At 69.5% G+C, this 21,916-nt stretch carries 22 protein-coding genes and 1 tRNA gene; 10 read left to right on the forward strand and 13 right to left on the reverse strand.

Going from position 1 to position 21,916, the window contains the following annotated elements; all coding sequences use genetic code 11:
* The first annotated feature begins 184 nt into the window (after window positions 1–184).
* The 3 genes from JOC24_RS31520 to JOC24_RS31530 all read left to right on the forward strand — a co-directional run bounded on the left by JOC24_RS31520 (window position 185) and on the right by JOC24_RS31530 (window position 2,904).
* Window positions 185–1,138, forward strand: coding sequence for a sensor histidine kinase (locus tag JOC24_RS31520; protein WP_205023864.1), 954 nt, complete (start codon window positions 185–187; stop codon window positions 1,136–1,138).
* A gap of 4 nt (window positions 1,139–1,142) precedes the next feature.
* On the forward strand, window positions 1,143–1,814 hold the full coding sequence (locus JOC24_RS31525; RefSeq protein WP_205023865.1) for a response regulator: 672 nt from the start codon (window positions 1,143–1,145) through the stop codon (window positions 1,812–1,814).
* Between the two features lie 199 nt (window positions 1,815–2,013).
* Window positions 2,014–2,904 carry a DUF2510 domain-containing protein gene (locus tag JOC24_RS31530; protein WP_205023891.1) on the forward strand — a complete coding sequence of 297 codons (891 nt, stop codon included), beginning with the start codon at window positions 2,014–2,016 and terminating at the stop codon, window positions 2,902–2,904.
* 413 nt (window positions 2,905–3,317) lie between these two features.
* Here JOC24_RS31530 and JOC24_RS31535 read toward each other — a convergent pair.
* A tRNA-Pro gene (locus tag JOC24_RS31535) sits at window positions 3,318–3,391 on the reverse strand.
* Window positions 3,392–3,521: 130 nt separating this feature from the next.
* On the opposite strand from JOC24_RS31535, the gene JOC24_RS31540 reads away from it, so the two are divergent.
* Both JOC24_RS31540 and JOC24_RS31545 read left to right on the forward strand, forming a co-directional pair.
* A complete protein-coding gene (locus JOC24_RS31540; RefSeq protein ID WP_205023866.1) occupies window positions 3,522–4,223 on the forward strand; it encodes a transketolase in 702 nt (233 codons plus the stop codon).
* Window positions 4,224–4,257: 34 nt separating this feature from the next.
* Window positions 4,258–5,157 (forward strand): transketolase family protein, encoded by a 900-nt coding sequence (locus JOC24_RS31545; RefSeq protein WP_205023867.1) that lies wholly within the window; start codon window positions 4,258–4,260, stop codon window positions 5,155–5,157.
* Between the two features lie 63 nt (window positions 5,158–5,220).
* Here the strand turns inward: JOC24_RS31545 and JOC24_RS31550 are convergent, their stop codons facing one another.
* From JOC24_RS31550 to JOC24_RS31575, 6 genes are all read right to left on the reverse strand, one after another.
* The gene (locus tag JOC24_RS31550) at window positions 5,221–5,841 is read right to left on the reverse strand and encodes a GTP-binding protein (RefSeq protein WP_205023868.1); all 621 of its coding nucleotides are present in this window, start codon (window positions 5,839–5,841) and stop codon (window positions 5,221–5,223) included.
* Window positions 5,819–6,190 (reverse strand): DUF742 domain-containing protein, encoded by a 372-nt coding sequence (locus tag JOC24_RS31555; protein WP_205023869.1) that lies wholly within the window; start codon window positions 6,188–6,190, stop codon window positions 5,819–5,821. The genes JOC24_RS31550 and JOC24_RS31555 overlap by 23 nt, the downstream gene beginning before the upstream one ends.
* Before the next feature lie 2 nt (window positions 6,191–6,192).
* On the reverse strand, window positions 6,193–6,627 hold the full coding sequence (locus tag JOC24_RS31560; protein ID WP_205023870.1) for a roadblock/LC7 domain-containing protein: 435 nt from the start codon (window positions 6,625–6,627) through the stop codon (window positions 6,193–6,195).
* 7 nt (window positions 6,628–6,634) lie between these two features.
* Entirely contained in the window at window positions 6,635–8,671 is a 2,037-nt protein-coding gene (locus JOC24_RS31565; RefSeq protein ID WP_205023871.1) for a sensor histidine kinase, read from the reverse strand.
* Window positions 8,672–9,244: 573 nt separating this feature from the next.
* Window positions 9,245–9,811 carry a GNAT family N-acetyltransferase gene (locus JOC24_RS31570; protein WP_205023892.1) on the reverse strand — a complete coding sequence of 189 codons (567 nt, stop codon included), beginning with the start codon at window positions 9,809–9,811 and terminating at the stop codon, window positions 9,245–9,247.
* A gap of 74 nt (window positions 9,812–9,885) precedes the next feature.
* Complete coding sequence (locus JOC24_RS31575) at window positions 9,886–10,824, reverse strand: helix-turn-helix domain-containing protein (protein ID WP_205023872.1); 939 nt, start codon at window positions 10,822–10,824, stop codon at window positions 9,886–9,888.
* Window positions 10,825–11,245: 421 nt separating this feature from the next.
* Between JOC24_RS31575 and JOC24_RS31580 the strand changes: the two genes are divergently transcribed.
* Both JOC24_RS31580 and JOC24_RS31585 read left to right on the forward strand, forming a co-directional pair.
* Window positions 11,246–11,866 carry a DUF7691 family protein gene (locus JOC24_RS31580; RefSeq protein WP_205023873.1) on the forward strand — a complete coding sequence of 207 codons (621 nt, stop codon included), beginning with the start codon at window positions 11,246–11,248 and terminating at the stop codon, window positions 11,864–11,866.
* Window positions 11,867–12,340: 474 nt separating this feature from the next.
* Window positions 12,341–12,529: a hypothetical protein gene (locus tag JOC24_RS31585; protein WP_205023874.1), complete on the forward strand. Its 189-nt coding sequence runs from the start codon at window positions 12,341–12,343 to the stop codon at window positions 12,527–12,529.
* 433 nt (window positions 12,530–12,962) lie between these two features.
* Here JOC24_RS31585 and JOC24_RS31590 read toward each other — a convergent pair whose 3' ends face one another.
* The gene (locus JOC24_RS31590; RefSeq protein ID WP_205023875.1) at window positions 12,963–14,759 is read right to left on the reverse strand and encodes an ABC transporter ATP-binding protein; all 1,797 of its coding nucleotides are present in this window, start codon (window positions 14,757–14,759) and stop codon (window positions 12,963–12,965) included.
* A gap of 266 nt (window positions 14,760–15,025) precedes the next feature.
* Between JOC24_RS31590 and JOC24_RS33610 the strand changes: the two genes are divergently transcribed.
* Window positions 15,026–15,334 carry a hypothetical protein gene (locus JOC24_RS33610; RefSeq protein WP_239581289.1) on the forward strand — a complete coding sequence of 103 codons (309 nt, stop codon included), beginning with the start codon at window positions 15,026–15,028 and terminating at the stop codon, window positions 15,332–15,334.
* A gap of 109 nt (window positions 15,335–15,443) precedes the next feature.
* Here JOC24_RS33610 and JOC24_RS31600 read toward each other — a convergent pair whose 3' ends face one another.
* The 5 genes from JOC24_RS31600 to JOC24_RS31620 all read right to left on the reverse strand — a co-directional run bounded on the left by JOC24_RS31600 (window position 15,444) and on the right by JOC24_RS31620 (window position 19,875).
* Window positions 15,444–15,887 carry an SRPBCC family protein gene (locus JOC24_RS31600; protein WP_205023876.1) on the reverse strand — a complete coding sequence of 148 codons (444 nt, stop codon included), beginning with the start codon at window positions 15,885–15,887 and terminating at the stop codon, window positions 15,444–15,446.
* Between the two features lie 221 nt (window positions 15,888–16,108).
* Window positions 16,109–16,927: an endo alpha-1,4 polygalactosaminidase gene (locus tag JOC24_RS31605; RefSeq protein ID WP_205023877.1), complete on the reverse strand. Its 819-nt coding sequence runs from the start codon at window positions 16,925–16,927 to the stop codon at window positions 16,109–16,111.
* Between the two features lie 435 nt (window positions 16,928–17,362).
* Window positions 17,363–17,980 carry an SUKH-4 family immunity protein gene (locus JOC24_RS31610; RefSeq protein WP_205023878.1) on the reverse strand — a complete coding sequence of 206 codons (618 nt, stop codon included), beginning with the start codon at window positions 17,978–17,980 and terminating at the stop codon, window positions 17,363–17,365.
* A 133-nt stretch (window positions 17,981–18,113) separates the two neighbouring features.
* Window positions 18,114–19,310: an MBL fold metallo-hydrolase gene (locus tag JOC24_RS31615; RefSeq protein ID WP_205023879.1), complete on the reverse strand. Its 1,197-nt coding sequence runs from the start codon at window positions 19,308–19,310 to the stop codon at window positions 18,114–18,116.
* Between the two features lie 124 nt (window positions 19,311–19,434).
* On the reverse strand, window positions 19,435–19,875 hold the full coding sequence (locus JOC24_RS31620; RefSeq protein WP_205023880.1) for a PPOX class F420-dependent oxidoreductase: 441 nt from the start codon (window positions 19,873–19,875) through the stop codon (window positions 19,435–19,437).
* A gap of 153 nt (window positions 19,876–20,028) precedes the next feature.
* Between JOC24_RS31620 and JOC24_RS31625 the strand changes: the two genes are divergently transcribed.
* Both JOC24_RS31625 and JOC24_RS31630 read left to right on the forward strand, forming a co-directional pair.
* Window positions 20,029–21,228 carry a Glu/Leu/Phe/Val dehydrogenase dimerization domain-containing protein gene (locus JOC24_RS31625; RefSeq protein ID WP_205023881.1) on the forward strand — a complete coding sequence of 400 codons (1,200 nt, stop codon included), beginning with the start codon at window positions 20,029–20,031 and terminating at the stop codon, window positions 21,226–21,228.
* Between the two features lie 54 nt (window positions 21,229–21,282).
* A complete protein-coding gene (locus JOC24_RS31630; RefSeq protein WP_307792794.1) occupies window positions 21,283–21,894 on the forward strand; it encodes a TetR/AcrR family transcriptional regulator in 612 nt (203 codons plus the stop codon).
* Window positions 21,895–21,916 lie beyond the last annotated feature (22 nt).

The raw sequence follows: 21,916 nt of genomic DNA on the forward strand, positions 1-21,916 counted from the left end.
GGATCCGACTCCATGGTGGGCGCGAGCGGGGGCCGCGGGACATCGGGGCTGACACCCATCTTCGAGGGGGTCCACCATGCAGACGCGGCCACGGGCCGGGGCCGCAGCCGCGCGCAACCCCCGACCGGCGATAGTGGAGGGGAGTCGCCCGCCCGCGTACCCGTCCGAAGGAGGCCGTGCGGTCTTGTCCCTGTTCTGGCGCATCTTCCTGCTCAACGCCGCGGTGCTGGTCGCCGCCGGTGCCCTGCTGCTGCTCGGCCCGATCACCGTGTCCGCCCCCGTGGTGCTGACCGAGGCCCTGATCCTGGCCGGTGGCATGACCCTGATGCTCGGCGCGAACGCACTGCTCCTGCGACTGGGCCTCGCGCCGCTGCAACGCGTCACCCGCGCGATGACGACCACCGACCTGTTGAGCCCGCGGCCGCGCCTGGAGGTCGCCGGTGAGGGTGAGGTCGCGGCTCTGATCGAGACGTTCAACAGCATGCTCGACCGCCTGGAGGCGGAGCGCGCGACCAGCAGCGCCCGGGCCCTCGGAGCCCAGGAGGCCGAACGGCGCCGGGTCGCCCAGGAGTTGCACGACGAGGTGGGCCAGACCCTGACCGCGGTCCTGCTGGAGCTGAAGCGGGTCACCGGTCACGCCCCGGAACCCCTGCGCGAGGAACTGACGCAGGTCCAGGAGATCACCCGGGGCAGCCTCGACGAGATCCGGCGGATCGCGCGACGGCTGCGGCCCGGGGTACTGGAGGAGCTCGGGCTGGTCAGCGCCTTGACGGCGCTGACCACCGAGACGCCGACGCCGAGGGGGCTGACGATCAGACGGCGGATGGAGAAGGACCTGCCGCCGCTAGGTGAGGAGGCGGAGCTGGTCGTCTACCGCATCGCCCAGGAGGCTCTCACGAACACCGTCCGGCACGCCCGGGCCACCGTGGTCGAACTCTCCCTGCGCCGCAGCCCCGACGGGGTCGAGCTGCGCATCCGTGACGACGGCCGCGGCCTCGGGGACGCCCCCGAGGGCGCGGGTCTGCGCGGCATGCGCGAACGCGCCCTGCTCATCGGTGCGACACTCACTCTCTCCGCCGGCGCGAAGGGCGGCACGGACGTTCGCCTCGAAGTGCCCGTACGGAACGGAAGCGCCTGAGATCATGCCCCACTCCCCCTCCGGAACCCGGACGACCCGCATCCTGCTCGCCGACGATCACGCCCTGGTCCGCCGGGGCGTGCGGCTGATCCTCGACGGCGAACCGGACCTCCAGGTCGTCGCCGAGGCGGGCGACGGCGCCGAGGCCATCGAGATGGCGCGCGCCGAGCGGCCCGACCTCGCGGTCCTCGACATCGCCATGCCGCGCCTGACGGGCCTTCAGGCGGCCCGTGAGCTCTCCCGGGTCATGCCGGAGCTGCGCATCCTGATGCTCACCATGTACGACAACGAGCAGTACTTCTTCGAGGCCCTCAAGGCAGGCGCCTCGGGCTTCGTCCTGAAGTCCGTCGCGGACCGGGATCTCGTCGAGGCGTGCCGTGCGGCCATGCGGGACGAACCGTTCCTCTATCCGGGCGCCGTCACCGCCCTCATCCGGAACTATCTGGACCGGGTCAGGGACGGCGGCGACGTTCCGGACCGGGCGATCACCGAGCGCGAGGAGGAGATCCTCAAGCTGGTCGCCGAGGGCCACTCGTCGAAGGAGATCGCGGGCATGCTCGTGATCAGCGTCAAGACGGTGGAACGTCACCGGGCCAACCTGCTGCAGAAGCTGGGCCTCCGCGACCGCCTGGAGCTCACCCGTTACGCGATCCGGGCCGGACTGATCGAACCGTAGACCGGCCGCGGTCGAGGCCCCGACCGGAGCTGCGGTACGCCTGAGGGGCGCGGGCCACCCGGAACCGCGCGCACGGAACACGTCCGGCGCCGCTCGGAGTTGCCCTTTCCGCTGCGGCCACGGCCTGACGTGACCACGACCACGCTGTGCGTTTCATACGATTCTCACCCGGTGCGCCTACGGTGCTCCTGTGACCCAGATGACCCCGCCCGGCTGGCATCCAGACCCCGGGCACACAGGAATCGGCCCCCTCCAGGAACGCTGGTGGGACGGGAGCCACTGGACCGGCCAGCTCCGGATACCGCCCGCGACGGTACGGCGCCGTCGCATACGCATCGGCGCGGGCATCGTCGCCGGTGTCGTCGTACTCGCGGCCGTCGGCGGGGGCGCGTACCTGCTGGGCGACAGTTCGGGCGACGGCGCCCGCTCATCGGCCGCAACGCCCGCGCCCTCGGAAAGCCCTCGGCTCCCCGGTGCGCCGGACGGCGGCGGGCAGAACGGCGGACAGGACGGCGACGGCCGGAGTCCCGACCAGCAGACGCCCCCGACGGAGGAGGGGTACGCCACCGACGCGGCCAGCGGGATCAGCATTCCGGTGCCCGACGGCTGGACCGGCCGGTCGGGGCCGATCGGCGCGGCGGTGTCGACCGGCGCGCACGCCTGCCCGGGCGACGAGGACGAGAAGTGTGTGCGCGCCGGAGTGTCCTCCGCTCCGGCTCAGGCCCTGGAGATCGAGGCGACCACGGCGAAGGCCGCCGCGGAGGCCGACATCAGGAGCAACGCCGAGGAGTCGTACGGCGAGAAGGTCTACGGCGGCATCACCTCGCACGATGAGCTGAAGTCCGAGGCCGTCACGGTCGCCGGGCAGAAGGGCTACCTGGTGCGCTGGAAGGTGGTGACCAAGGACGGGGACGACGGATACGTCGAGTCGCTCGCGTTCCCCTCCCCCAATGCCGAGGGCATGCTGGTGGTGGTCCGCTCGGGCTTCGACATCAACACCGAGGCCCCCGAGCTCTCGGTCCTGGACGACATCACCAAGGGCATCAAGAAGGCGGCGGGGACCGGCTCCGGCAGCGGCGAGACCGCCTGAGGCACTCATCACGCCCCGGAGGCCGTACCGGACACACCGGTGCGGCCTCCGCTCGCACGGTTCGGGCGCCCGCGCCCTCGCGGAGATGAAGGGCCTGTCCCTCGGTTGATCACCCGTCACCGCTGGGACGGGAGAGGGTCGCGCCGCCTCTCGGACGCGCGCCGACGTCTGGGACGGCCATGTAGACATGCAGGCCCGTTCGAGGCACCGGTGGCGCGCACACAAGAGCACGACCACCGGGACGGCGCGCGCCACGCGCCTGAGTGCGCTGCGTGGCCCCGCTCCCAGCCGAGTCGGACCGCAGTCCCCCGCTGAACGGCGATCCGGCGGACTGCTGCCCACCGGCCCCGAAAACGAGTCAGGGCCGGTGTCGGATTTCTCCGAAACCGGCCCTGACCTGCGACTCTCACGAGTCGGGACGACAGGATTTGAACCTGCGACCCCTTGACCCCCAGTCAAGTGCGCTACCAAGCTGCGCTACGTCCCGCTGCCTGCCTGACCTGGGGTTTCCCCCTGGCTGAAGGCGCATGAGAACAATACCGCACTTGCACCGGTGCTTACGAACCCGTTCCCCGGGGCTTGACCTCAACCATGGTTGAGGCCGAACGCTGGGACGCATGACGAAGACGATCCCCCCGCCGGTCCACGGCTACGACGCACTCGGCGCGCTGATGAGTCTCATGACCGGAGACGAGAAGCACGGCCCCGCCGCGACCTCGACGCTCGACGCCCTCTGGGTGCTGTACGACCGGGTACTGCGGGTCTCACCCGGCACCGCAGGCTCCCCCGGCCGCGACCGGTTCCTGCTCTCGAAGGGCCATGGCCCCATGGCGTACTACGCCGTGCTGGCCGCACGCGGCTTCTTCGCCGAGGAGCTGCTCACCGGCTTCGGTTCGTACGACTCGCCGCTCGGACACCACCCCGACCGCCTGCTGGTGCCGGGAGCCGAGATCGGCAGCGGGTCCCTCGGGCACGGCCTCCCGCTCGCCGTCGGCAGCGTGCTGGGACTGCGGGCGCAAGGACTCGACGACCCCCGCGTGTGGGTACTGACCGGCGACGCCGAGCTGGACGAGGGCAGCAACCACGAGGCGATCGCCTATGCGGGGCCGGCCGGGCTCGAGCAACTGCACACCGTGGTGATCGACAACGCCTCGGCGACGTACACCAGGCCGGGCGGAATGGCGGCCAGGTTCGAGGCCGCCGGGTGGTCGGTCAGGGCCGTCGACGGGCGGGACCACGAAGCGCTGTACGCCGCTTTCACCGCGCCGCACCCCGGCCGGCCGCACGCCGTGATCGCCCGCGTGGCGCCCGCCCGCTGATCATCCACCTCCGAACAGGACGAGGGACACACCCGTGGAAACCATGCGTGACCGCTTCATCACCACCACCACCCGGCTGCTCGACGAGGACCCCCGCATCGCCCTGGTGCTCGCCGAGATCAGCCGCGACGGTTTCGGCCCTGCCGAGCGGGCCCATCCGAACCGGGTGGTCAATGTCGGGATCAGGGAGCAGTTGCTCATCGGGGCGGGCGCCGGGATGGCTCTGACCGGGGTGCGGCCGGTCATGCACACCTTCGCCAGCTTTCTCGTGGAGCGCCCCTTCGAACAGGTGAAACTGGACCTGGGACATCAAGGGGTGGGCGGGGTACTGGTCAGCGCCGGAGCCTCGTACGACTGGCCGGCCGGGGGCTTCACCCATATGTCGCCGGGCGACGTCGCACTCCTCGACACGCTCGACGGCTGGACCGTGTACGTGCCGGGCCACCCCGACGAGGCCGAGGCGCTGCTGCGGCAGGCTGTGGTGGGGGACGGCCGTGTCTACGTCCGGCTCTCCCTGCAGTCGAACAGCACGGGCCGCCCGGTCACGCATCCAGGATTCGGCACCGTGCGACGGGGAAGCGGCGGAGTGGTCGTCGCCGTCGGACCGATGCTCGACAACGTCCTCGCGGCGACAGAGGGGCTGGACACGACCGTGCTGTACGCCACCACCGTGCGCCCCTTCGACGCCGCGGGGCTCCGTCAGGCGGTCGGCACGGCCGGCACGGCGGACGTCGTGATCGTCGAGCCCTACCTGGCGGGTACGTCCACGGCGGCGGCGAACGACGCCCTCGCCGACCTGCCCCACCGGGTGCTGGGGCTGGGCGTCGGCCGGAGCGAACTGCGCAGGTACGGACAGATGACGGACCACCTCGTGGCGCACGGACTCGACGCACCCTCGCTGCGGCAGCGGATCACCGGTTTCCTGCTCGACTGAGCCACCCGCCCCGGTACCGGCGGGCCGGCCGGTACCGGGGCGGCTGTCCTGTCCCCCACGCGGTCACGGGTGGGCTCCGAAGCCCGAGAGCGGCGCGGGCGCCGTGGCGTTGATGAGGTGCTGGACGAGGGTGACCAGTGCCCCGGTTCCGGAACTGGCGATCCTTGCGTCACAGAGCACGACAGGCACCGCGGGCCCGAGATCGAGCGCGGCGCGCACTTCTTCCGGTTCGTAACGGTAGGCGCCGTCGAACTCGTTGACCGCGACGACGAATCCGATACCGCGGCGCTCGAAGAAGTCGACGGCCGCGAAGCACTCGGCCAGCCGACGCGTGTCGGCCAGCACGACCGCCCCCAGAGCACCCTTGGACAGCTCGTCCCACATGAACCAGAAGCGCTCCTGTCCGGGGGTGCCGAAGAGGTAGAGGACGTGTTGCGCGGACAACGTGATCCGGCCGAAGTCCATGGCCACGGTGGTCGCCGACTTGGATTCGATGCCTTCGAGGCTGTCGGTCGCCACGCTGACCTGCGTGAGAAGCTCCTCGGTACTCAGCGGCGCGATCTCGCTGACGGCGCCCACGAACGTCGTCTTGCCGACGCCGAAACCGCCCGCGACCAGGATCTTGAGGGCCACGGGAAAGAATTCGGCGCTTCCGGAGCTGTCAGAGCTGTCGTCGTAGACCATCGAGCACTGCCTCCAGCAGGGATCGGTCGGTTGGCATGTCATGGAACGCGGGGGCGTGCGCGGTGACCGCCCCGCAGTCGACGAGGTCGGACAGAAGGACCTTGGTGACGACGGCGGGGAGCCGGAGGTGGGCGGCGACCTCTGCCACCGACGTGGGTGCGCCGCAGAGTTCGAGGGCCACGGTGTGTTCGGGGCCGAGGTGGACCTGGGGTTCGCTCCCCGTGGCCATCACGAGGGAGAGCAGGTCGAGCACGGTGGTCGGCCTCGTCCGGCCGTTGCTCACGGTGTACGGGCGGATGAGCCGGCCTGCCGCGTCGTCGAGCAACGGCCCGTCCTGCGGGGCCGGCATCCTCACAACCCCGGCGTGAACGGCGCTCCGGCCGGCTGTCGGAGCGGCGTCACCAGGTACGGGCGGACGCTCTTGACCAGCATGGCCATCTCGTAGCCCAGTACGGCGGCGTCCGCCTCGCGGCCCGCGAGGACGGCGAGACACGTGCCCGAACCGGCGGTCGAGACGAACAGGAGCGTCGAGTCGAGCTCGACCACGACCTGCCGGACGTCGCCGTTGTCCCCGAACCGGGCACCGGCACTCCGGCCGAGCGAGTAGAGGCCGGCGGCCAGGGCGGCCATGTGGTCGGCACTGTCGGCGTCCATGCCGTGGACGGATTTCACCAGGCCGTCCGCCGAGAGGAGCACGGCACTGCGCGTGTAGGGCACTCGTTGGACCAGGCCGCCGAGCAGCCAGTCGAGGTCCGAGACCTGCCCGGACGGCATTTCGCTCGTCATGGTGCATCTACTCCTTGAACATGTTCTCGGTTCGGGGATCCGGTTCGGGCGTCAGCGGTCCCCGGTGATCCGGGTCCACTCGCTCCGGACCGACGGTCGCGGTGGGGACGGATCCGCGGAAGGGCAGCGGGGCCAGGGTGTGGGACCGCTGCTCCCCGACGGTCATGACGCCGGAAGCGGCCGGCGCGGGGCCGGGCGTGCCGTAAGGCTCCGCCGTCTGCGGCTCCTCGGCGGTCTGGGCCTCGGCGAGGTCGACCCCCCGTCGGAAGGCTGCCATCAGGCCCGGGTCGTGCAGGGCGTTCTCGTCCTCGGCACGCGGAACCGGAGCCTCCCTGAGCTGCGGAACCAGATGCTCCTGGTTGCTGCGCCTGGGGAGCCGGGGCCGGCCGGGGTCGGCCACCGCGGCGGGGGCCGCCGGCACTTCGGCGGGGGCCGCCACGTCGACGGCGGACGACACGGGTGCGAGGGCCCCGGGCAGCGGGGCGGGTGCGGCCGGCAGCGCCGGCCCGTCGGGCGGGAGGGGGCCGGCCGGTGGCACCCCTCCATCGGACGGGAGGCGTCCGGCAGCCGGGACTGACTCGCCCGGCGGAGAGGCGGCGAGGTCAGGGCGGTCGACCCGCTCGGCACACAGCGGCAGCGGGGGCCCCTGCCCCTGGCTCCGGTCCTGCCGGGGCATCGCGTCCAGCCGCAGTGGGGGCTGGACCGAGGTCTGCGGCGGGGCGAGGGGCGGGGCGTCGTGCGCGGGAGGCGGCCGGTGCTCGGCTCGGGGCTGCGGAGCCGGAGCGGTGCCGGGCGCCGTCGTGGCATCGATGTCGATGCCCAGCAGGACCTCGGGCAGCACGAGTACGGCCTGGGTGCCCCCGTAGATGTTGCTCTGCAGCCGTACGGCGATGCCGTGTCTGCGGGCCAGGGAGGCGACCACGAACAGCCCGATCCGCCCGTCCTGCAGCAGATGGGCGACGTTGACCTGGTCGGGGTCGGCGAGCAGGGTGTTCATCCGCTTCTGCTCTGGGCCCGGCATGCCGAGCCCCCGGTCCTCGACCTCCAGGGCGAGTCCGGCGGTAACACGCTGGGCGCGCAGCAGGACCTGCGTGTGCGGTGCGGAGAACACCGTGGCGTTCTCCACGAGTTCGGCGAGGAGGTGGATCACGTCGGCGACCGCGTGTCCGCGCAGCGTGCCGTCGATCGGCGGGACCAGCTTGACCCGTGGGTACTGCTCGACCTCTGCGATCGCCGAGCGCAGCACTTCCGTCATGGTCACGGGATTGCTCCACTGCCGCCGTGAGACGGCGCCGCCGAGCACGGCGAGGTTCTCGGCGTGCCGGCGGATGCGGGTGGCGAGATGGTCGACGTGGAAGAGGCCCTTGAGCAGGTCGGGATCCTCGACCTCGTGCTCCAGTTCGTCGAGGATCTGGATCTCACGGTGCACGAGGGATTGCAGTCGCCGGGCGAGGTTGACGAAGACCTCGACCTTCTGTTCGTTCCCGTTGCTGCGGAACAGCTGAGATGCCTGGACGACGGCGGCAACGGCGTCGTCCTGCGAGCGGCCCATCTCCTGGGCGAGGAGATCGAAGGCGTCCGCGTCGGGGGCGGCGGCGGGTGTGGCCGCGCGGGCCGGCAGGGGCTCGCCGTCGCGGAGCTGTTCCACGAGGCGCTGAATTTCGGCGTGGTGCTGCGCTTCGGTGCGTCGGAGCGCGAGCACGCGGCCGAGCACCCCGGTGGCGACACGGCCGGCGCCGAGGAAAGCGGCGGCGACCGCCGCCACGGCCAGTGCGCCGGATCCACCGAGCGCCGCCAGGAGGCTGCCCGACGGGTGCACCCCGGAGGCCCGGACGGTGAAGATGACGGCTGCGGCGCCGCTGAGCACGGCGGCCACGGTCGGCAGGACGGCGGCGCGCAGGAGCTGTGAACGCAGACGGCCGCCGGGGGCGGGCTGCGCGGTGCGCGGCCGGCTCGCGGCCGAGTGCGAGCGGCCACCCGGACGGCCGTGCCGTCCGCCTTCGCGGCGTTCCGGTCGCGCTGTGGGTGCGCGAAGTTGAGACATCATCGTCCTCGGTACGTGGGGCACCAGGAATCGGCATTCGTGTGGTGACACCTACGGTGGTCGGTCAGGCAAGGGTCAACGGCTGAGGCAGGCTCGACCGATATGAGCCCACCGTTGATCACCGGACACACACGGTAGTCGTCAATCGCTCGTGCTCGGCGTGCAGTTGTCGAAGTTGCCCGCCCGGCGTCCCGCTCTGGTATGACGCCTCGCACGGTTAGGCGAATCCCGTCGGCGTCGACTCCGTACAGTCGCGCGACATGCGATCGCGTGTGCGTATCACGCGAACGGCCGCGCGAGGTCCGGGCGCAGGAGGAGCGGGGAGCCCCGGATGCTCAGGGACTCCCCGCTCCCTCGTAGGTGCATTCGCCAAGGACGTCGCCGATCATCCGTTGGTCTCGCCGAGCTGCTCGGCGTGGACGAACCCACCACATATTCGAGCGTAACCACAGAAGGCGCCCCGGGTTCCCGGTGAAGCCCCGTCAGTCTCGCTGAACTCACGGCGGAGAACGGCTTCGGGAACGCCCATTGTCAGGTGGAGAAGAAGGCGTTGACAGGTGTCGACGGACGGGGTCAGGCAGCTGCGCGCCGTACGTGCAGATGACCATCGAGAGGGTAGGAGGGAGGAGCCGACGGCAGGATCCTGTCGAACTGGTAGCCGTTCTTCTCGGCGACGCGGCAGGAGGCCAGGTTGTCGACCTGGTGGAGGAGTTCGAGGCACTCCAGACCATCAGCTTGGAAAGCATCGAAGGACCAGGCGGTGAGAGTATTCAGGGCTCGTCGGGCCACGCCTCGCCCGCGAGCCCGTGCTGCGGTCCAGTAACCGACCTCGGCGGAAGGCTCACCGGATGCGACTTCCTTGATCACCACATTGCCCACCAACCGCAGCGGCGCCGCGTCAAGGGCTGTTTCAAGGACTGCGAAGGCGAACCGGTCGCCTGCCACCCAACCCTGCTCCTGAGCCCTCACCCATCTCAGTCCATCGTCCTCACTCTCCATACGAGAGTTCGTCCAACGACGCAGCTCGGGGTCTCGGTATACCTCAACCAGCGCAGCAACGTCTTCCGCGCACCAGGGGCGAAGAACGAGAGCGGGAGCGGTCAGCGTCGCGGCAGCCTTGAGTACGACGGGAGCGTTCATTGCCGGATCAAATACGGCAGGGCCTTGATCTGAGATCGGCGATAGCTGGTCCATGCCGCCCCGCGGTCCCCCCATCACCCCTGCATCCGGGCCTGCAGAGCGTGGACGGACCAGTCGAGCACCGGTCGCAGGCTCTCCGGACCCGGCCAGCCATTGATCGCCGCGAGCAGCGAGAAGTACCGCTCTCTGCGAGGATCGTTCATGCGTTCCAGCCGGGCCAGGAGCTGCCATCGGGACTCTGCATCGTCGCGGCAGTCGAGAAGATGCGCGCAGCGGGTCATGAGGACCGCGACAATCGGATCGGCCTGAAGTGAGGCTGGTTCGACGCCCGCTGCCACGGCCGGGGCGATCTGGTCACGGACGATCGCAGCCAAGTTGCTGTGCAGCATGGGTGGACCACCCTGGACGCACCCGGCCGTCTGCTCCTGGACCATCTGCCGCACGAGGGCGCGAAAGTCCGGGTCCTGGGACAGCTCGGCTAGTTCCACCCACGCCTGGACCTGCTCCGTATCGGGGTTGTCCGGCAGTTCCGGAGTCATCGAGCGCATGATTCCCGTAAACATGGAGTCGGTACCCACACCACCGAACGCGGCGTCGAGGAAATCGCCAACCAGCTGATGGCGTTCGACTTCAGAGAGCTTGGCCAGTTTGTGCATCAGATGTGTCTCCTCAGGGGTAGCCCCGCGCTTCGCCACGGTGGTCAGCACTGCACGCCGCAGCCGCAGGATTCGGATCTGCACGTCCAACGCTTCGGCATGTGCCGCGGCAACCTCCGACAGCGCGAGTTCCCGGTCCATGACCTTCCGGATGGCCGCAAGGTCCACTCCCAGGTCGCGCAGGGTTCGCACGCAATCGAGGCGTGCGACGGCACCGTTGTCGTAGAGGCGATAGCCGGCCGGGCTGCGGCCAGCAGGCGGTATGAGTCCGCAGTCGGAGTAGAACCGGATGGTCTTGACCGTGGTACCAGTCCGCCGGGCCAGCTCGCCGATCGAGTAGAGCGTGTGGCCGTTCATGTCCCCACCCTCCGGTCTCCCCCTGCTGGAGACTCAAGCTCGTGAGCTCGCGACGGTCGGATTCTCACAAACGACCCGTTGCCCGAGCAAGATCAAAAGAGGCCGGACGAAGGCCATCAGGAAGCGGATCGACTCTCAGGACCTGTTCGCACGCAAAGGTGTCAGGAGGAGGGTTCCGAGACTTGCGTTGTGCGAGAATCCGTGCCCATGACGGCCCATCAAGAACCGTCCGCCGGACCCGAGTCCGAAGCCGATCTCGTCGAGCGCCATCCGTACCCGAAGTGCAAGGCCGCCCCCGGCTCACCGTGCCGCTCGCGCAGCGGGGCAGTCACGGGCGCTTACCGCTGCGGAGCCACGGCAGAGTCGCAAGGCTCACGAAACCGCCCGCAGGAGTGTCAGCGGCATCCGTTAGGTTCGTCCGATGAGTTCTTCTTTGAGCGTCTACCTCCTCGACGTGGCCGCTACGCGTGCCTGGGTCGGATCCCGCGATGATGAGCTACTGGAGGCGATCCGGAGCGAATTCAGGGACGACACAACCCGCGACGACGAATACCACAGTTACGCGATCGAGCAAGGCGCTCCCACCGCAGACGAGGCACTGCGTGCAGTCGTCCACGGCGGCCCGTTCAGCGAAGACCGGTCCCACGCCTTTCAGTACGGCTACGCCTACCAGCGACTGTGCTCACTCACCGGCCGTTTCCTACCCAATGACTGCTTCACACCGCACAGGGGCGGCTGGCTGTCCGTCGTCGACCAGGGCCTGAATGCCTTGGGTATCACCGCGGTGTCCGTGGACGACTTCGGTTACGGCGCCCTGCCCGCTCCCCTGCCGTATGCCGACACACCGGGCTGCGGCGAGTGGTCGCCCGAGCACATAGCCGAGGCACTGAGGCAGTTCGAGACCACCAAGCGTGCGGTCGACGAGTCAGGACAGGCCGCAGCGCTGGAACCCGAAGTCGAGGAGGCCGTCAGGCAGTGCATCGACTGGATGCGGTACGCGGAAGCCCGACCGGGCTACGGCGTCATCGGCTTCCGCTCCTGAGGTCGGGAACGGGGGTGACCGGATCGACATCCGCTCCACCGAGTCGCAAGGATGCTTCAGGTCTCCCGAGTAGCGCTATTGCGAGGCCGGATCAGCGCCGCTGCACCGGCGAGCAAGGCCAGTCGCGCTCACACGAAAGGCCACCACGCCGACCGACCACACCTGCCTGACTCGCCTTCGATCCACACGGCATGTTCGGCGAACGCCCCGTCCTCTGCCGAGTCGGGGCTCCGCGAGTTACGTCGGACCACCTCGAGGGCGATGTCCTTCACCGCTCCTTTCGGGTCCGTCGTGGCCACCTGAAAGTCGAGGACCTCGATCACCGAGGCCAGGGCCTGTTCCGGCATCTGGCTTTGTCCAAGGCCGAGTTGGGCACCCGAGCTCCGCCTGCACTCCACGACGGAGCTTCCACATCGCCGCCTGAGGAAGAGAGAATGTGGATCCCATCCTCTCGTGAGAGCCCAGGAGGCCATGATGAGCACCGCTGGTCCCAATCTCTGTCTCTGCGGCTGCGACACCGAAATCGGTGAGGGCAGCACCTACGCGTCCGGACACGACAGCACGTACATGTGGCGTGTCCTCAAGGAAGACTTCGGCGAGGCCAAGGGTGTCAGCGAGCGTTTCCTCGACTGGTACCTGAAGAACCGTCCTCGGAGTTCATGACGGCGGGCTTCTCCGACTGCCGCTGCGGCAGCCCTCCGTTGGCCCTGGGCTCTGACGGAGGGCCGGCCGGTTCGAGTACGCCACCCAGCTCCCGAATTTCCATCGAGGGATGAACTCCGTATTTTCCCCGTACGGTTCACTCGCAATCAGAGCCCAGGCGATTGCCTCTCCCGGCGCGAAGCAAGCGGGATCGAGCTCGAAAGCGGTCCGGGTTCCGTTCGCCACCGACGTCGACGCCGCGAGCTCTTCCCAGGGTCCGACCGGCCTCGAACCGGCCAGCTCCCGAGGGTATCCGCGACGGCCGCAGACGACTCGGATACGGCGATGCGTGCGGCCCCTCTCTCCGCTGGAGCACCCCGCAGACGTACTCGGTTCCGCCCGCTCGGACGACCGACCGTAGCGGCGAGGCCGGGAGTGACAACGCCAGTCGGCATCACCTCGGGTGAGCGGGCTGGAGTCCCGCGTACACACCGCCCGTGCCGAGCAGTTCCTCATGCGTTCCCACCTCGGCGATCTTGCCGCCCTCCATGGCGACTATGCGGTCGGCACCCTGGATCGTGGAGAGCCGGTGGGCGACGACGAAGACGGTTCGGCCGTGCACGAGCCGGGTGAGGGCCTCCTGCACGAGGGCCTCGGAACGGTTGTCGAGCGCGGAGGTCGCCTCGTCCAGCACAAGCACCCTCGGATCGCGGATCAGCGCCCTCGCGATGGCCAGACGCTGCTTCTGACCGCCCGACAGCTGCGCGCCGCGCTCCCCGATGACGGTGTCCAGACCGCTCGGCAGGCCGTTCACGAACTCCAGCGCGTTGGCGTCCCGGAGTGCGCGTTCCAGTGCCTCCTCGTCCGTGTCTCCCATGCCGTAGGTGACGTTGTCGCGGATGCTGCCCTCGAAGAGGATCGACTCCTGGGGGACCACCGACAGGAAGCGCCGGTAGGTACGGAGATCGAGACCGGCCATGTCGGTGCCGTCGAGCAGGATGCGGCCCGAGGTGGGCCTGATGAAGCCGATGAGCAGGTTGAGGACCGTGGACTTGCCCGCGCCCGAGGCTCCGACGAGTGCGATGGTCTCCCCCGGCCGGGCGGAGAGGGTGAAGCCGTGGACCGCAGGCTCCCCGTCCTCGTAGGCGAACCCGGTGTCCTCGAAGTCGATGCGTCCGACGACGCTCTCGACCCGGGCCTTGCCGGCGTTGTTCTCCAGATCGGGTGCCTGCAGCACCTCCCCTGCCGACCGCACCGACTCCAGCCCCTTGGCGAGGAGGGGAGCCAGACCCAGCAAAGTCGTCACGGAGCCGGTCAGGACGGTGAAGAAGGAGCTCAGCATCACCACGTCGCCAGGGGTGATGGCCATCCACCCGTGGTACGCCACCAGGGCGGAGCCCGTGAGGCACAGCACACCGAGGGTGTTGAGAATGACCCAGGCCAGAGAACCGAAGCGGCCGTTGATCATGTCCAGGCGCATCCCGGCCGCGAACACCTGGCGCAGCGAACCGTCGACCCGGCCGAGTGCCGTCCGTTCCAGACCGTGTGCGCGGGTGATGGGGATGAGCGTGGTCATCTCGCCGACGCGCGAGGAGAGATGCTCGACCTCGCGGCGGAAGGACTCGTTGTGACGGCGCAGCCGCCCTCGCAGTTTCATCACGAGGAAGCCGGATGCGGGCACCACGACGAGGAACACCGGCAGGAACTCCGGTACCCGCACTCCGATGACCACGAGCCCGCCGATCAAGGTGACCACCGCGCCGAGCCCCAAGTCGGAACTCTGCTGAACCATCTGTTCGACGGCTTCGACGTCACGGACCACCTTGGCCTGCAGCACGCTCGAACTCACCCGCGAGTGATAGCCGATGGACAGTTGCTGCATCCGGCGACAGAGGGCCGAGCGCAGAGTGATGCCCATACGACGGATGCTGCCGGCGAGGCACCTCACGTACCACTGGTGGAGCGGGTAGTTGATCACGAGGATGAACAGCAGTACACCGCTCGCCTTCCAGATCCCCGATTCGGGGCCGTGCTGGACGACCACGTCGAGAACAGTGGCGGTGATCAGTGGCAGCAGCCAGATGGGACTGTGTTTCACGACGAAGATGGCGACCGCCAGGGCCAGCCGACCGCGGTCGGGCCGGAAGAGATGACCGAGGGTACGGACCGGGTTCTCCCCGCGGTAGCGGTGATCGAGGTGGTCGAAGGGTGCCAGGGGTTCGGCGGAGAGCGGTGAAAGCGCTTTCTTCATGGGATCATCCCACCTGGTCCCGCCGTCGCGGACAACCCCCGTTCCACGAGAAGAGACGTCGCGCGGGCGGGCCGAGCCACCCGCTGGTCCATGACCGCCGGGGCGGCCTCGACTCTTCGCGTCGAGGCATGGGTGGGGCCCTACGCGGATGGGTGAACGCATGACTGTCAGCCCGGCGGTCCACCCGCACGGCCCCGGACACGAACCGGAGGAATTCTTTCAGGGTCACGCTGCGTAAGGCCTCATCGAGGGGGTAGCGGGCGGGAATGTTCAGGTACAGGCGCGTACGAGTAGTGACCGTGCTGGTCATCGGCTGGGTGGTACTGACCGCCGTGGAGCGGTATGCGGAGCGGTCGCCGTGGCCGAGCGCGATGCTGGGCGGGCTCCTGTGGTCGTGCGTGGTGGCGGGAGTCTGGTGGTTCGCCGAGTGGACCCAGTCGCCGCTGCGTACCGCGCGTGCCTCGGCGACGGCACGCGCGTCGGAGAAAGCCGACGGCCCGAAGCACGGGCCGGACACGGAGACGGACGGCCTCGTCTCCCGGCGGGCAGATTCCTCTACGCCGTCCCGACGCTGACACCCGGTCGGTGTTCCCGCGACAGACGTAGCCGCCCGTACGCACTCCAGAGGTGCGTACGGGCGGCTACGTCTGTGCTGTTGTTCCACCACCCGGTGAACGCTCCGTCTCACAGGCCCCGAGGGCTGTCGCCCGCCACCGTTGACTCGGCCAGCTTCTGGAACTCGCCCAGGTCGTAGTTGGCAAGCACGGAGTCGAGGTTGGTCAGAGCGCCCAGGCGCTCGACGAACCCGCTGGGGTCGTACTCGATCTGCAGGGCGACCCGGCTGGACGTCTCGTCCAGGCGGTGGAAGGTGACCACTCCGGCGTGATGCACGCCCTCGATCGTCTTCCAGGCGATCCGGTCCTGCGGGACGACCTCGGTGAGCTCCGCGACGAAGCTCTTGTCTGCGCCCGGCAGGGACAACTGCCAGGAGAATCGGCGCTCGTCCATCGGATCGACACGTCGTACGTGGCTGAGGAACTTCGGCCACTGCGCCACATCGCTCCACAGAGCCCAGGTAACGCTGACCGGCGCCTTGATGTCGACGGTTTCGACGAGGGAGGAGGACATGGGAAACAACCCCTTCTTGCTCGGTTACGCCTTGCACCGCCGACTACCCGGTAGTCGGCGGTGCACGCATGTCACTCCGGGCTGCGGCTGATCACGGACAAGGCTTCGCCTCCGGTGTCCGAGGCCGGCCTCGCCGTACAGGGCGAGGAGTCGCTCCGGACCGACGCCCGCGTCCTGCTCGCATCGACCGCTTGTCCCACCGCGGGCCCGCCCCGGAAGAGTCAGCAGGTCTTTCGGACGTACCCGCTGTCACCCGGGGCGCTGACGTCGACGTCGCGCAGGACGACACTGAGCCGGCTGCCGAAATCGGCACACGTCGCCTCGAATGCCGAGGCCTTGTACTCGATCACGATGACGTTGTCACCGAACCCCTCGGTGTAGTCCCCGCACTCGTCCCACTCACCGCATTCCTCGGCGACGGCGAAGTCCAGGCCCGTCTCGTCGCGAGCGAGGGAGAAGTTCGCGGTGTTCTTCTGCGCGATGGCGAGGTTCTGCTGATGGGCATGGTCGGCGAGCATCCTGACGAACGTCTTCGCGTTCGCCTCGCTGATCAGATCGGTCCGGGCGAAGGTGTCGAGGTTGTCGGGCTCGACGGCCTGGAAGCCCTTGGTCGCACACGTGTCGATCCAGGAGTTCACCTTGGCGGCGATGCGCTGCCGCTTGGCGTCGCTCCGGATGTCCAGAATCGCCTCGCCCCACCCTTCGTCGTAGACGATGTCGCCGTCGGCGTCCCGCAGCAGCAGGTCGCCCCACTCACTCTCGGCTCCCGGCTGAGCCTGGAAGGCGTTGACGTAGCAGATGTTGTACAGGCCCGCCGCGGGTGAGGCACTGTGGTCACGGCTCACGACCTTCACTCCGGCCGGCGGCGTGTACGGCTCGCCGATCTGGTAGTCGAAGTCGGCGTGTGCCGGCGGAGGCGTCGCCGCCTGGGACGCGCCGTTCGCGGTGGAGGACACGAACAGTGCAGTGATCAGAGCCGCTGTCGCAGCAACTGCCACAGGGACCCGCCCGCGAAAGCGGACACGATGGGTGGGGGACATCCAGAGCTCCCGGAAGTGGAGGGTACGTCCCCGCCTCGGACCCCACGCACTGCGTGGATCCTGGCGACTCAGTCCGGGCTTACGGTGCGTGGACCGCGATACCGGCTGGGCGTACCTCTGGCGCAGAGTGCTCGACTCCGGCGCTGGATGGAGTAAAGCGAGCACGGTTCGGCATGTCAACAGATCACAACTAATGACGGTGCGCGGGACACGACGAGAGCGCACGGTGCGAACCGCTGTCGCCACCTACCGAGTCGACCGGCAGTGACGTGGCCAACTCCTCGCCGAGGGTCAGCCGTCGGCCGGGGACGCGCCCGGCAGACGCACGCCCCGCCGAGGTTCCGTACTTCACGGACGACCCGCTCGACCGGTCCGGGGTAGGCGGCCTGGGCATCGCGCAGAGCGCGCGGTGCGCGGGCGGCACCTGCCGGCGTATCACCCGTAGAGCGAGCGGGCTCCCGGGCTGTCGCCCTTGAAGCGCTGGCCTGCGGCGATCTCCTCTCCCACCACCGACCAGGCGGTCCCGTCGTCCCGGAAGGGGAGCGGGTCAATGCTGCTCGTCTCCTGCCGGATGCGCTCGACCTCGCGCTCAAGGCGCTCGAAGTCGGCTTCCTCGTCACCGTCGTCGCCGCTGAAGGTGAACTCCTCGAGCAGACGCTGGAACCGGACGGTGACCTGCACGAGCGAGGAGACGTCCGTGTGGAGTTCCTGCACGGTCTCGTCATCGGCGTCGAAGGCGTGCACCTTGCCGGAAACGGGGTCGAGGGCGAGGTGGGCGTTGAGCAACCAGCCGATGACGGGCCAATGCCCCGCGCTCACCGAAGCGTCCTCGAAATCCTCGGCGTCGACGACGTCCTGGACGAGGGACAGCCGACCGGAGTCCGCGTCGGGCTCACGCAGGTGGAGCGTCCCGGTGGGGAGGCCGACGGTCTGCAGGAGGCGGGCACCCTCGGTGTCCGCGGTGGTGGGCGGGAAGGCGGTGGCGGGCAGGGTCGCGAGCCGGTCCTCGCCGAGGGCGTCGGCGAGTCCGCTGCGGGTGACGTCGAAAAGCACTGCCTGGACTCCGAACTCGGCCGCGGTACGGGCGCCTTATGACTCCTCGGTGGACTCCCTTGACCGGTCCCGCTCCTCACGCGGGGTGCCACCCAGCAGCCGGACAGCTACCCGGGAGCGCCATGCCCTTGCCTCACCGCTCGCCCGCAAGGTCGACTTCTTCGCGGTGCACCGGTGGCGTATCTGCCGTCTCCGGACGGCGCCAGGGCCGCACAACGGGCGATGACACCGCCCGCCACCAAGCCTCGGAGGAAAACTTCCCGGACGGTTCGAACGGCTCGCCCGGACGGGGGAGCGCCAGCGCCTGCCCCACCTCGTCGGCGGCGTCCTTCATCCACTCCCCCGGCTCCGACCACGGGTGCGGGGCGAGGTTGAAGGTGCCCCAGTGGATCGGCAGCAGCGCACCGTGCGGCTTGCCCCCCTGGAGGTCCAGGTGTGCCCGCAGGCCCTCGGCCGGTGTCATGTGGATGTCGGGCCAGTACTCCGAATAGGCGCCGACCTGGATCATCGTCACGTCGAAGGGGCCGTGCTCGGCACCGATGTCCTGGAAGCCGGAGAAATAGCCGGTGTCCCCGCTGTGGTACACCCGGTGCTCCGGGCCCGCGACGACCCACGAGGCCCACAGCGTGTGCTGCTGGTTGCGCAGTCCTCGCCCGCAGAAGTGCCGTGCGGGGGTAGCGGTCAGGCTGATGCCCGCGATCTGCGCGGTCTCGTTCCAGTCGAGCTCGTGGATGCGGTCCAGGGGCACGCCCCAGCGCTCGAGGTGGGCCCCCACTCCGAGTGGCACCGCGAAGACCGTGTCCGTCCCCGCGAGCGCCTTGATCGTCGGCAGGTCGAGGTGGTCGTAGTGGTCGTGGGAGATCACGACGGCGTCGACCGGCCCGAGCGAGGCCAGCGGCAGCGGGACGGGGTGCAGCCGCTTGGGCCCCGCGAAGGCGAACGGCGAGCAGCGCTCGCCCCAGACCGGGTCGAACAGCACCCGGCGGCCGTCGATCTCGGTGAGCACGCTGGAGTGGCCCAGCCAGGTCACGCGTAGGCCCGTGGCAGGCGGCTCGGCCAGGTCCGCCAGGGTCGTGGCGTGAACGGGCACCGTGCCGAGCGGGGATCTGCGGGCGCGTTCCTCCTTGCGGAAGTACACCTTGGCGAATTCCAGCATGGAGCCGGACGGCCTGGTCCGTGCCCCTTCCGGATTCTGGAACACTCCGTCGGCGAAATTGGGCGAGCGGCGGATCCGCTCCATGCGTGCCCCGGCCGGGTCCGCCCCGAAGGCGTCGGGGCGCAGCGAGCGGAGTCGGGTACGGAGCGTGGGCTGATGGTCTGCGCCGGTCACAACATCTCCAGAGGGAGTCGGTCGTCTCATTATGGTCGGGGGTTACGGCAGGGCGAGGGCTCGACGGTGAACGGAGCGCGTGCCCGCGCTCCCCGGAGCCGCTCGTACCTCGGGGCGTGTCGCTTCAGACACGCGGCTGGCCGTAGACGTGTTCGATCCGCAGGGTCAGGACGACCCTGCGGTCCTGGACCATCGCCCGGCGGTAGTCGTCCCAGTCGGGATGCTCGCCCTGGACGTCCCGGTAGAGGGTGACGAGCTGCTCCACGACCGCGTCGTGGGGGTCGCCGGCGGGCGGTGTCAGCTCGGCCGTGACGTCGGCGACGGTCCAGGCCCACCGGTCGTCGCTGGTCACGTGGTAGCTCGCCCGCGGGTCCCGGCGGAGGTTGCGGGTCTTGGCCCGGCCCTCAGTGACGGACACGCGGATCACCTCTTCCTCGGGGTAGTAGGCGTGGTTCACGTTGGACAGCTGTGGCCGCCCGTCCCGCTTGAGGGTGACCAGCACCCCGCCGTCGCACTCCCCGAGGAGGCGGAGCAGCGCCTCGCGCGCGGGTTCGAAGTCCGTCATGCCGGATCCAACGTCCGCGCCCTCCGCAGGATTCCGCATTCGGCGCACGGTCATGTCACATCTGGAGTTCCGCGGACGTTGACAACCGTGTCGCGCCTACCAATACTGACTCGCTGTTCAGTAAACGGACTCGCGTGCTCCAGGAGCGGCCCCATGACGTCCCTCTCTCCCGCTCCGCTGATCTCCGTGACCTGGACGGACCACGTGACCGGCACCGAGGGCTACCTCGTCGTCGACCGGCTGGTGCGTGGCGTGTCGAGCGGGGGGCTGCGGATGAGGCAGGGCTGCAGCCTCGCGGAGGTGACGGGACTGGCGCGTGGCATGTCGATGAAGGAGGCCCTGCACTTCGACGCCGACAACCCGGGCGCGCGTTACATCCCGCTGGGCGGCGCCAAAGGTGGCATCGACTGCGACCCGCGGGCCCCCGCCGCCTACGGGGTGCTGGTCCGCTTTCTGCGGGCGATGCGCCCGTACGTCGAGCATGTGTGGACGACCGGCGAGGACCTCGGGCTCAGTCAGGACCTCGTCGACCGGGCCGCGAGGGAGGCCGGACTGGTGTCCACTGTGCAGGCGGCCTACCCCCTGCTGGACGACGAGACGGGGGCGCGGCAGCGGCTGGCGGATGCCTTCGCCGTCACGGTCGACGGGATCGGGCTGGACGAGCTGGTCGGCGGGTGCGGGGTGGCGGAATCCGCGCTCGCCGCACTGGACCGGGCGGGCGTGCCGCACGGCGACGCCCGTGTGTCCCTCCAGGGACTCGGCACGATGGGCGGGGCGACGGCCCGCTTCCTCTCCCGGGCCGGGCTGACGGTCGTCGCCGTGGCGGACGTCGAGGGGACGATCGGCAATCAGGCCGGCCTGGACGTCGAGGCGCTGCTGGCCGCGCGTGACCCACACGGGACGGTGGACCGTGGGGTGCTGCGGAACGGGGACCAGGAGCTCCCGGCCGATGCCTGGCTGGCCGCCGACGCGGAGGTTCTGGTGCCGGCCGCCGTGTCGTATGCCGTGAACACCGTGAACCAGACTTTGATCAGGGCACGTTGGGTGGTCGAGGCGGCCAATATGCCGGTCCTCCCGGAGGCGGAGTCACTGCTCGCCGAGCGCGGTGTCACGGTGCTGCCCGATGTGGTCGTCAACTCCGGTACCAACGCGTGGTGGTGGTGGACTTTGTTCGGGGAGATCGGGCCCGACGCCGAGGAGGCGTTCGCGCGCACCCGTCGCTCCATGCGCGCGCTCATCGACAGCGTTCTGGAACGGGCGGCGGCGGACGGCTGCACGCCGCGGGAAGCCGCGCACGCCATCGTCGCGGACCGTCTGCCGGTGATGGCCGAGCGGTTCGGCTGGTACAGGTAGGTCATCGGGTACGGGGGCGGAAGTCCGGAGCAGCACGTTGGTTAGGCTGGCCGCGTGACGAGAGTACGACTGAGCGTGGCGGAGCGTCGTGAGGAACTCCTGCGCGCCGCCGTCGAGCAGATCGAGGTCCGGGGCGTGTCCGCGGTCCGGATCGCCGATGTGGCCGCCGTTCTCGGCGTGAGCAATGCACTGGTGCTCTACCACTTCTCGTCCAAGGAGAAATTGGTGGCCTCCGCGTTCGCCTACGCGGCGGAGGCCGATCTCGCCCATCTGCGGAAACTGCTGACCCGTCGCACCAGCGCGGTCCGACGGCTCCGTGCCGCCGTTCGCTGGTACGCGCCGACCGGTCAGGACAAGGGGTGGAGGTTGTGGATCGAGGGCTGGGCGTCCTCCCTGCGTGATCCGGTGCTGCGCGATGTGGCCGGAGATCTCGACCAGCAGTGGAAGGCGGAACTGACCGAGGTCATCGAGGAGGGCGCTGCGGCGGGTGAGTTCCACTGCGAGGACCCGATGTCCGTGGCCTGGCGGCTGACGGCCCTTCTGGACGGGCTGGCCGTCCAGATGACGTCGTACGCGGGCCCGCTCTCCCGGGCCACGATGCTGCGGTGGACCGAGGAGGCGCTCGCCCGCGAGCTCGGTATGGACCACGCGGCACTGACCGCCTGAGACCTCCGCTGCCCCGGACACC

It is taken from the genome of Streptomyces sp. HB132 (assembly GCF_016909575.1).
In the GTDB taxonomy this organism is placed as follows: domain Bacteria; phylum Actinomycetota; class Actinomycetes; order Streptomycetales; family Streptomycetaceae; genus Streptomyces.

Bases quoted from the DNA above. Each gene is read 5' to 3' on its own strand.
- JOC24_RS31525 (WP_205023865.1), top strand. From the start codon at position 1,143: ATGCCCCACTCCCCCTCCGGAACCCGGACGACCCGCATCCTGCTCGCC.
- JOC24_RS31530 (WP_205023891.1), top strand. From the start codon at position 2,014: ATGACCCCGCCCGGCTGGCATCCAGACCCCGGGCACACAGGAATCGGC.
- JOC24_RS31540 (WP_205023866.1), top strand. From the start codon at position 3,522: ATGACGAAGACGATCCCCCCGCCGGTCCACGGCTACGACGCACTCGGC.
- JOC24_RS31550 (WP_205023868.1), bottom strand. From the start codon at position 5,841: ATGGTCTACGACGACAGCTCTGACAGCTCCGGAAGCGCCGAATTCTTT.
- JOC24_RS31555 (WP_205023869.1), bottom strand. From the start codon at position 6,190: ATGCCGGCCCCGCAGGACGGGCCGTTGCTCGACGACGCGGCAGGCCGG.
- JOC24_RS31560 (WP_205023870.1), bottom strand. From the start codon at position 6,627: ATGACGAGCGAAATGCCGTCCGGGCAGGTCTCGGACCTCGACTGGCTG.
- JOC24_RS31565 (WP_205023871.1), bottom strand. From the start codon at position 8,671: ATGTCTCAACTTCGCGCACCCACAGCGCGACCGGAACGCCGCGAAGGC.
- JOC24_RS31570 (WP_205023892.1), bottom strand. From the start codon at position 9,811: ATGAACGCTCCCGTCGTACTCAAGGCTGCCGCGACGCTGACCGCTCCC.
- JOC24_RS31575 (WP_205023872.1), bottom strand. From the start codon at position 10,824: ATGAACGGCCACACGCTCTACTCGATCGGCGAGCTGGCCCGGCGGACT.
- JOC24_RS31580 (WP_205023873.1), top strand. From the start codon at position 11,246: ATGAGTTCTTCTTTGAGCGTCTACCTCCTCGACGTGGCCGCTACGCGT.
- JOC24_RS31585 (WP_205023874.1), top strand. From the start codon at position 12,341: ATGAGCACCGCTGGTCCCAATCTCTGTCTCTGCGGCTGCGACACCGAA.
- JOC24_RS31590 (WP_205023875.1), bottom strand. From the start codon at position 14,759: ATGAAGAAAGCGCTTTCACCGCTCTCCGCCGAACCCCTGGCACCCTTC.
- JOC24_RS33610 (WP_239581289.1), top strand. From the start codon at position 15,026: ATGTTCAGGTACAGGCGCGTACGAGTAGTGACCGTGCTGGTCATCGGC.
- JOC24_RS31600 (WP_205023876.1), bottom strand. From the start codon at position 15,887: ATGTCCTCCTCCCTCGTCGAAACCGTCGACATCAAGGCGCCGGTCAGC.
- JOC24_RS31605 (WP_205023877.1), bottom strand. From the start codon at position 16,927: ATGTCCCCCACCCATCGTGTCCGCTTTCGCGGGCGGGTCCCTGTGGCA.
- JOC24_RS31620 (WP_205023880.1), bottom strand. From the start codon at position 19,875: ATGACGGACTTCGAACCCGCGCGCGAGGCGCTGCTCCGCCTCCTCGGG.
- JOC24_RS31625 (WP_205023881.1), top strand. From the start codon at position 20,029: ATGACGTCCCTCTCTCCCGCTCCGCTGATCTCCGTGACCTGGACGGAC.